This window comes from Mesorhizobium sp. M7A.F.Ca.ET.027.03.2.1, from assembly GCF_003999175.1.
Lineage (GTDB): Bacteria > Pseudomonadota > Alphaproteobacteria > Rhizobiales > Rhizobiaceae > Mesorhizobium.
Genome location: NZ_RZOM01000143.1, coordinates 1 through 8,610 on the forward strand (window position 1 = coordinate 1; position 8,610 = coordinate 8,610).

At 63.4% G+C, this 8,610-nt stretch carries 6 protein-coding genes, 2 tRNA genes and 1 pseudogene; 8 read left to right on the forward strand and 1 reads right to left on the reverse strand.

Annotation, left to right across the window (positions count from 1 at the left end):
• A partial coding sequence (locus tag EN750_RS09055; RefSeq protein ID WP_189526105.1) for an AEC family transporter occupies positions 1-378 on the reverse strand: 378 nt, incomplete at its 3' end.
• Positions 379-508: 130 nt separating this feature from the next.
• On the opposite strand from EN750_RS09055, the gene EN750_RS09060 reads away from it, so the two are divergent.
• The 8 genes and pseudogenes from EN750_RS09060 to EN750_RS09095 all read left to right on the forward strand — a co-directional run.
• Complete coding sequence (locus tag EN750_RS09060) at positions 509-3,529, forward strand: caspase domain-containing protein (RefSeq protein ID WP_127396213.1); 3,021 nt, start codon at positions 509-511, stop codon at positions 3,527-3,529.
• Between the two features lie 103 nt (positions 3,530-3,632).
• Positions 3,633-4,181, forward strand: coding sequence for a histidine phosphatase family protein (locus EN750_RS09065; RefSeq protein ID WP_127396214.1), 549 nt, complete (start codon positions 3,633-3,635; stop codon positions 4,179-4,181).
• Between the two features lie 229 nt (positions 4,182-4,410).
• Positions 4,411-4,484: transfer RNA gene (locus EN750_RS09070), tRNA-OTHER, on the forward strand.
• A 2-nt stretch (positions 4,485-4,486) separates the two neighbouring features.
• Positions 4,487-4,556, forward strand: a tRNA-Asn gene (locus tag EN750_RS09075).
• Positions 4,557-4,908: 352 nt separating this feature from the next.
• Positions 4,909-6,051: a slipin family protein gene (locus tag EN750_RS09080; RefSeq protein WP_189526107.1), complete on the forward strand. Its 1,143-nt coding sequence runs from the start codon at positions 4,909-4,911 to the stop codon at positions 6,049-6,051.
• A gap of 232 nt (positions 6,052-6,283) precedes the next feature.
• Positions 6,284-6,565 carry an acyl carrier protein gene (locus EN750_RS09085; protein WP_010909964.1) on the forward strand — a complete coding sequence of 94 codons (282 nt, stop codon included), beginning with the start codon at positions 6,284-6,286 and terminating at the stop codon, positions 6,563-6,565.
• A gap of 56 nt (positions 6,566-6,621) precedes the next feature.
• Positions 6,622-7,811: pseudogene (locus EN750_RS09090) on the forward strand (beta-ketoacyl-ACP synthase).
• Between the two features lie 51 nt (positions 7,812-7,862).
• The coding region (locus tag EN750_RS09095) for a beta-ketoacyl synthase N-terminal-like domain-containing protein (RefSeq protein WP_281062277.1) at positions 7,863-8,610 on the forward strand (748 nt) is incomplete at its 3' end.

Consider the following 8,610-nt stretch of genomic DNA (forward strand, 5'->3'; position numbering starts at 1 on the left):
CACTTCGAATCCGCTCGGGCCGAATATGCCAAGAATGAAGGGAACGCCGAGCAGCACGATATTGGAAAAGGCGGACGAAACCCCGCCGACGACGCCGGCGCGGGCATCCCTGCCGAAGATACGGGTGGTGACCAGATGGCCGGCGGCCCAAGTGATGGCGACCGCGGCGAAATAGGCGCCCCACAGCGACCATGGCGCCACGCCGTGGAAATCGGACTTCACCATTGTCTGGAACAGAAGCAGCGGCATCGCCACGTTGATGGCAAATTCCGATATCCCCTCGCCGCTCGCTGGCTTCAAATAGCCGGTAAACCCGGCGAGATAGCCGAGCGCGACAAGGCTGAAGACGAAAAGGACGGTTTCGGTGAGCGGAGACATTTTTACCGTGACGGGCGAATTTCCCGTGATAGGCGAGCCACGACCGCGACGCAATCGCGCCTGAATTTGATCATCGTCGGCTGGCAGCGTTATAGAGGGTTTGGATCATCAGGGCGGACACGAACGACAAATGGCTTTTGTCGGACTCTCGAAACTTAGTCGTTTGCGGCGGGCATGGCTGACGGCTATCGTCGCCGCACTGCTTTGCCTTGCCGCGACCGCGCTTGCAGTTGCCGAGACGAAAAGCCTCAAGGGCGTGGCGCTGATCATCGGCCAGTCGAATTACCTGCACATCGCCGCCCTGCCCAACCCCGCCAACGACGCCCGCGACATGGCCAAGATGCTGACCGACCTTGGCTTCGACGCGCGCAGCGTCACCGACCGTGACGCCACCAAGCTGAAGCGCGACCTGGAGCGGTTCACCGAAGATGCCGACGGCGCCGATGTCGCCTTCATCTACTATTCTGGTCATGGCATCGAGGCCGGCGGCGAAAACTATCTGGTTCCGGTCGATGCCGACGTCTCGTCTCTGAAGGACGCCCGCACCAGCCTTGTGCCGATATCTGCCGTCATGGAGGCATTGAAAAAGACAGTGCCGGTGACGATCATGCTGCTCGACGCCTGCCGCACCAATCCATTCCCCGCGGATGCCATGGTCCGGCGCTCACCGACCGCTTCCGCCTCACCCATAGGCGCCGGCGGGTTGGAGCCGGTGCGCGGCGCCAAGGCGCTCGGCAATGCACCGGCGGCCGACGCGAGCCTGGGTACGGTGGTCGGCTTTGCCGCAGAACCGGGTCGTCCGGCGCTTGATGGCGCCGCCGGCGAAAACAGCCCTTACGCGTCCGCCCTGCTGCGCCACCTCGCGGCGATGAAGGGCACCGAGTTCGGCTCGGTCATGCGCATGGTGACCGAGGAGGTCTATCTCGACACAAAGGCAAAACAGCGCCCCTGGGTCAATGAAAGCCTGCGCCGGCTGCTCTATTTCGGCGTCGCACCAACGGAGCCGACCGGCGACGATGGGCTGATCACCGGCGAGCGGCGCCAGCTGTTGCTGACGATTTCCGACCTGCCCGATCCGAAACGGGCGCAGGTGGAACTGGCCTCGCGGCAGGAAGGCGTGCCGCTCGACGCGCTTTATGGCGTGCTGAAGGCGCTCGGCACGGAAAAGATCCCCGAAGACCCGACCGACCTGCAAAAGGTGCTCGACGCCCAGGCCGAGCGCCTGAGGAAGATGATGTCCGAGCGTGCAGCACTGCGCACCGACGATCCGGAAATCAAACGGCTTGTCGCTTCCGCCGACAAGGCGATCGGCCAGGGCGCCATCGTGACGGCGCGCAAATTCCTCGACGATGCGGTCGGCCGGGTCGAGCAGACCAACCATGCGGTCGATCAAGCCGAGGATCTCGTCAAGCAGAAGCGTCTTGCCGATGCCGCGATCTATGCCAGGCGTGCCGATGCCTCGGGGCTGGTGTTCGACTACAAATCCGCCGCCGGCGACTACGCCAAGGCGTTTTCGCTGGCCGAAAAATGGGACGACAAGCTGCGCTGGAACTATAAGAACCAGGAAGCCGAGGCGCTCAACGCCTACGGCTACGCCACCGGCGACCTCGATGCGCTGCAGCACGCCATTGAGGCCTATCGCACCATCCTGAACTTCATCCCCAATGGCGAACAGAATCGCGACTGGGCCATCACCCGCAACAACATGGCGGTGGTGCTGCAGACCATCGGCGAGCGCGAGACGGAGACCGCGCGCCTTGAAGAGGCAGCGCGGATCTTTCGCGATTCCCTTGTCGTGTTCGAGCGCGAGAAGGACGATCTCAACTGGGCCGCCGCGCAGAACAATCTGGCCAATGTGCTGTTGAAGATCGGCGAGCGCGAGAGCGACCCGAAGCGCCTGAACGAGGCGGTTGTGGCGATGCGCGCGACGCTCCAGAAACGCCCACGCGAAAAAGTGCCGCTCGAGTGGGCCGCTTCGCAGAACAATCTCGGCCTGGCGCTCTATGCGCTTTCCGAGCGCGAGGCCGCCGGCGAACATCTGACGCAAGCCGAGGCGGCCTACCGGCTGGCACTTGAGGAATACACACGCGAAAAGGCGCCGGTGGAATGGGCGATGGTCGAGAACAATCTCGGCAACACGCTGGTGTCACTCGGCATCCAGCTCAACGACAAGGCGAAGATAAACGAAGCGGCCGACGCGTTCCGTGCCGCGCTCGAGGTGCGAACCCGTGAGACCTTCCCCGTCTCATGGGCGACCAGCAGGCTCAACCTCGGCAACGCGCTGAGCGGTGTCGCCCGCTTCGATATGGGCACCGGCGCGCTTGAAGAGGCCGCGGCCGCCTATGATGATGCACTGACGGTCTTTACCCGGCAGCGTTTCCCGATGGACTGGGCGTCGGCGCAGAACAATCTCGGTTCGATCTACCAGACGCTTGGCCAGCGCGCCCGCGACGCGGCCAAGCTGGAGCAGTCGGCGAGCGCCTTCCGGGCGACCCGGCAGGTCTATGTCAGACGGAAATTCCCTCGCGATTGGGCAATGAGCCACTACAATCTCGGCAACACGCTGCAGCTTCTGGGCGGCGTGACCGACAAGCCGGAACATTATGGTGAAGCCATTGCCGCCTACCGCGATGCGTTGCGCGAGTACAAGCGCGAGACGAATCCCCGCCAATGGGCGCTGGCCCAGGCCGGCCTCGGCTCGACGCTGCACTGGCTGAGCATGAGCAATGCCGACTCCAGGACCCTGCTTGAGTCCATAGCGGCCCGCCGGGCAGCCCTCGAAGTACTCACCGTCGACGCGGCACCGGTCGACTGGGCCAACGCCCAGAACGGCATCGGCATGAGCCTGCTCAACCTCGGAAATCTCGAACGCACCGGCAAATATCTCGGTGACGCTGAGGCCGCCTTCACGGCGACGCTGAAGGTATTCTCGAGGGAAGGCCTGCCCATGCAATGGGCCTTCGCGCAGAACAATCTCGGTGACGTCAGCTGGAACCGAGCCAGCTATGGCGGGGGCAAGGCCGAATATCAAAAGGCGATCGAATTCTTCGAGAACGCCAAGCAGGGCTTTACCGAAGCCGGCTACACGATCCCCATCCCGCTCACCGACCAGAAGATCGATCTGGTGAAGAAGCAGATGGCGAAGAAGTAGGTCTACGCATCCCGCCGACCGCGCCTTGTCTTTCGGCTGGCTTTACCGTCCCTATATGTCCCGTCACCGGAACCCATTGCCGGGAACCGGAGAAGGATAGCGGATGATTCGATTTGCCTTGGCGGTGTTCCTGTTTCTTATTCCCGGCGTAGCCCACGCCACGGATGCAGGCTGGGCGCTGCTGCGCGATGGCGGACACGTCGTGCTGCTGCGTCATGCCATGGTCACCGGCACCACCGACCCGGCCAATTTCGACATCGACAGTTGTGCCACCCAGATGAACCTGTCGGCGCGTGGCAAGCAACAGGCGAGCAAGATCGGCGCTCTGTTTGCCGCCCGTGCGGCACCGATCGAGCGCGTGTTGTCCAGCCGCTATTGCCGCTGCCTCGACACTGCCCGCATCGCCTTCGAGGCCGAGCCGGAGCTGTTTGCTCCGCTCGATCTCCTGAAGGGCGACGAGGCGCAGAAAGCCGCGCAGATCGCGGCGATCCTGAAAGAAATCCGCGCCTATTCCGGCTCCGACAATCTGGTCATGGTTACCCATCTGGAAGACATCGTGGCGCTGACCGGCATCTCACCGCGCGAAGGCGAGGCCGTGGTCGTGGAGCCGCAGGGCGATGGCCTGCGCGTGCTCGGCCGCGTCACCTTCTGAGCGCCCTGCGCGCGATCGCTGACGTCGAAAGCGGTGTTGCCTAAATGCCACCGCCGCAAGAAGCCGCAAATCCGCCACGACAATGCCGCTTGCGACAACCCGTCGCAGGGGCTATAGGCGCGCTCCCGGTCACGAGAACCGAAGTGAGCACAACGGTTGGAGCTTTCGCCTCCGCCCGTGCAGGCGGCTTTGCCGCCCTGTATACGGCGCTGCTTTGGGGATTGGGATCGCGGATGTAGCTCAGCGGGAGAGCGCCGGATTTGAGTCCGGAGGTCGGGGGTTCAATTCCCTTCATCTGCACCACGGATAGCTCAGTTTGGTTAGAGCATCAGATTGTTAATCTGACTGTCGAAGGTTCGATTCCTTCTCCATTGGCCTGAAAAGCCATCCGAAAAACGGTCCGGGGACTGGAATGCGAAAGACTGGACGGATGGCCCAAGCCCTCGGGCGCGGATCATCCCAAGCGTCTCTCGCCATCGGCTCGCGGCCAGGCCCGCGGTGACGATCAAGGCGCAGCGTCGCCGGCAAGGGAGGCCAAGGCCTCCGGCGCCCGCTTCACTGCCCCGCGATCCGCTCCCGAAGGCCCGCCACGGATTGATGCCACCAGTCCCCGGATCATTCGTGCCCGGGCTATGACGCAAGAGACGACGTGAAACGAGAAACGAAAGGAACGATCGCCGCATGACTTGACGCCTCGCATGGGGCCATGCCCGACAGGAGTAAGACAATGACAATTCTCGACAAGGTTCTTGGGCGCGAGCGCGTCCTCGTAAAGGAAAACGAACGTGCCCTCACCCTCCACAAGGGGGAAATCAAGACTGTCCTGCTGCCGGGCGAGCACTGGCTCGCCAACCGGCGCGGCAGCCTCGAAGTGTCCCGGCACGATCTGAAGAACCCGGAATTCGTTTCGGCATACGAGAAGGCGTTGTTCGACAAGCTCCCGGATGTAGCCGCGCGTCATTTCACCGTCGTTCGCACCGGGCGCACGGATGTCGCCATCATCGAGCGTGACGGCAATCTGCACGCCGTGCTGGCGCCGGACCGCAAGCTGGTGCTGTGGACGGATGCCGGCCCGTGGAAGGTGACGCTGATCGACACATCAGTCGATCTCGCCATCGATGCGGCGGTCATGCGCCGGCTCGGCCAGGCCCGGAAGGCGGAATTGATGGCCGTCCATCCGGTCGTCGACGGTCAGGCCGGACTGCTGTTCATCGACGGTGTTCTGGTCAGGACGCTGACGGCGGGCGTGCATGGCTTCTGGAACGTCGGACGCATGGTGCAGATCAAGGTCGTCGACCTCAAGCGCCAGTCGCTCGACGTTGCCGGGCAGGAAGTGCTGACCAAGGATCGCGTGACGATCCGCGTCAACATCGCGGCCGAATACCGGGTCGTCGATCCTGTCAAGGCGGTGAGCATGGTGCAGGACTTCTCCGAAGCCCTTTACCGCGCCCTGCAGTACGCCTTCCGCAAGACCCTTGGCGCGCTGACACTCGATCAGATCCTTGAAAAGAAGGTGACGATCGACGAGGAGGCCGCTGGCAAGGTCCGCGCCGATATGGCCGAGATCGGGGTGGAGGTCAGCGATATCGCGCTCAAGGATGTCATCCTGCCGGGCGAGATGCGCGAGATCCTCAACCAGGTGGTGTCAGCCGAAAAGCAGGCCGAGGCCAACATCATCCGTCGCCGCGAGGAGACGAACGCGACGCGTTCCCTCCTCAACACGGCCAAGGTGATGGCGGAAAACCCGGTGATGCTGCGGTTGAAGGAGCTCGAGGCTCTGGAAACCATCGCCGGCAAGGTCGAGCGGCTGACCGTCCACAACGGAACCGGCGGGCTGCTGAACGATCTGGTCAAGCTCCGCGACAGCTGATGCATGTCGCCCAAAGTGGTTCCGGTTTTGGAAAAACGACCTGCATCGAAACAAAGGCTGACGTGACGTCAACAGAAGGGCCGCCGGGTAAACCGGCGGCCCTTCTTGCGTTTCCTGGATGCCCTACCCATCTGCGCCCGGCGCATCAGGCCTTTTCCTGCCGGGAAAAACCGATTAGACAGCGCCCAAACAAGATGCGGACAGATTCCGCCCGCAACCGAAGGAAAAGCCCTTGTCCACCACGTTCGACAAAGTCGCCAAGATCATTGCCGACACCAGCGAGATCGATATCGACACCATCACGCCCGAGAGCCATACGATCGACGACCTCGGCATCGACAGCCTCGATTTCCTCGACATCGTCTTCGCCATCGACAAGGAATTCGGCATCAAGGTGCCGCTGGAAAAGTGGACCCAGGAGGTCAATGACGGCAAGGCTTCGACCGACGATTACTTCGTCATGAAGAACCTGTGCGCCAAGATCGACGCGCTGGTTGCCGCCAAAACCGCCTGACATCGGTTGAGCGCGCGATCTTGACGCGCTCTGCCGCCTGACCCACAAAGCCGCCCATGAGCAGCCCCCGCGACGTCGTCATCACTGGTATCGGCCTTGTCTCCTCGCTGGGGGAAGGTCCGGACGCCCATTGGCAGAAGCTCGCGCAGCCGGGCCTGGAACCGGTGCTCGAAGCGGCGCGCTTTGCACCCTATACCGTTCATCCATTGCCGGAGATCGACTGGAACCTGCAGATCGCCAAACGTGGCGATCAGCGCCAGATGGAAACCTGGCAGAGGCTCGGCACCTATGCCGCAGGCCTGGCGCTGGACGACGCCGGCATCAAGGGCAATGACGAACTCTGCACGACCATGGACATGGTCGTGGCCGCGGGCGGCGGCGAACGCGACGAGGCGGTCGATGCCGCCATTCTCGCCGCTTCGCAAAGCCGCAACGACCGCGATGTGCTGATCAACGAGAATTGACCACCGAATTGCGGCCGACACTGTTCCTGGCGCAGCTTTCCAATCTGCTCGCCGGCAACATCTCCATCGTCCACAAGGTGACCGGTTCATCCAGAACCTTCATGGGCGAGGAAGGTGCCGGCGTCGCCGCCGTCGAGACAGCAGCCGCGCGCATCCGCTCCGGCCAGTCGACGCACATCCTGGTCGGCGGCGCCTTCCAGACCGAACATTCCGACATGCTGCTCGGCTATGAACTCGCCGGCTATCTGCATCGCGGCCCGTGGAGGCCGGTCTGGCAAAGACAGGGCGCTGAGGGCGGCGGCGTCGTGACTGGATCCGGCGGTGCCTTCCTGGTGCTGGAGCAGCGCGAACACGCGATGAGCCGCGGCCGCAAGATCTATGCCGAGCTTGGGCCGGTCGTCTCCGGCCGCGCCAGGCGCCCACGGGGAGAACTCGACGCCCAGATCGCCGCCCTGCTCAAGCAGGCTGCAATGCCGAACGGCAAATTGCTGGCCATGTCGGGCGCGTCGGGCGCCCATACGGCAACCATCGCCGAGAAAGCCGCGCTCGATGCCAATCCGGCGATTGCCGCGCGCGGTTTCTCGACGCTGACCGGACACATGAAGGAAGCACAGTTTCCCTTCGCTGTGGCACTGGCGGCGCTGGCCGTCGATCGCAAGGCCGCCTACCCTGTTTTTGATGCCGCAGCCGAGAAGCCGTTCGAAGGGGTTCCCGCAACCGTCCTTGCAACGGCGATCGGCTATCACCAATTCGAGGGCATGGCGCTCGTCAACGCCGCCTGAGGCGGTGGTCCACGATCCATGCCGCAACGATAAACGATCGAGGGCTACCGCATGGCCAATCTGAACGATCATATGGGCAGGCCGATCGTTGCCGTCACCGGCATCGGCGTGGTGACCTCGCTTGGCGTCGGCAAGGCCGATAATTGGGCGGCGCTGACCTCGGGCAAGTCGGGCATCCACCCGATTACCCGTTTTCCGGTCGATCATCTCAACACCCGCATTTCCGGCATGGTCGACTTCCTGCCGTCGAGCTCGAAGGGCTCCAGCCATCTCACCTATGAACTGGCGGAAACCGCCGCGCGTGAGGCCGTGGCCGAGTCCGGCCTCGATTCCGGTGATTTTGGTGGTCCTCTCTTCCTCGCTTCACCGCCGGTCGAACTCGACTGGCACGACCGCTTCGCGCTCTACAATTCCAATGATTTGGACTCCGGCGGCGAACGGCTGCTGCGGGTGGCGCGCGGATTGAAAGAACTCGACTTTTTCGAGACCACGCAGTTCGGCTCGATCGCCGGCCGGCTTGCCGACCGTTTCGGCACCCGCGGGCTGCCGATCACGCTGTCGACCGCCTGCGCTTCCGGCGCCACCGCCATCCAGCTCGGCGTCGAGGCGATCCGCCGCGGCGAATGCGACCGCGCGCTGTCGATCGGCGCCGACGGTTCGGCGACCGCCGAGGCGCTGATCCGCTTTTCGCTGCTGTCAGCGCTGTCGACCCACAACGACATTCCCGAAAAGGCGTCAAAACCTTTCTCCAAGGACCGCGACGGCTTTGTCCTCGCCGAGGGTTCGGGCGCGCTGGTGC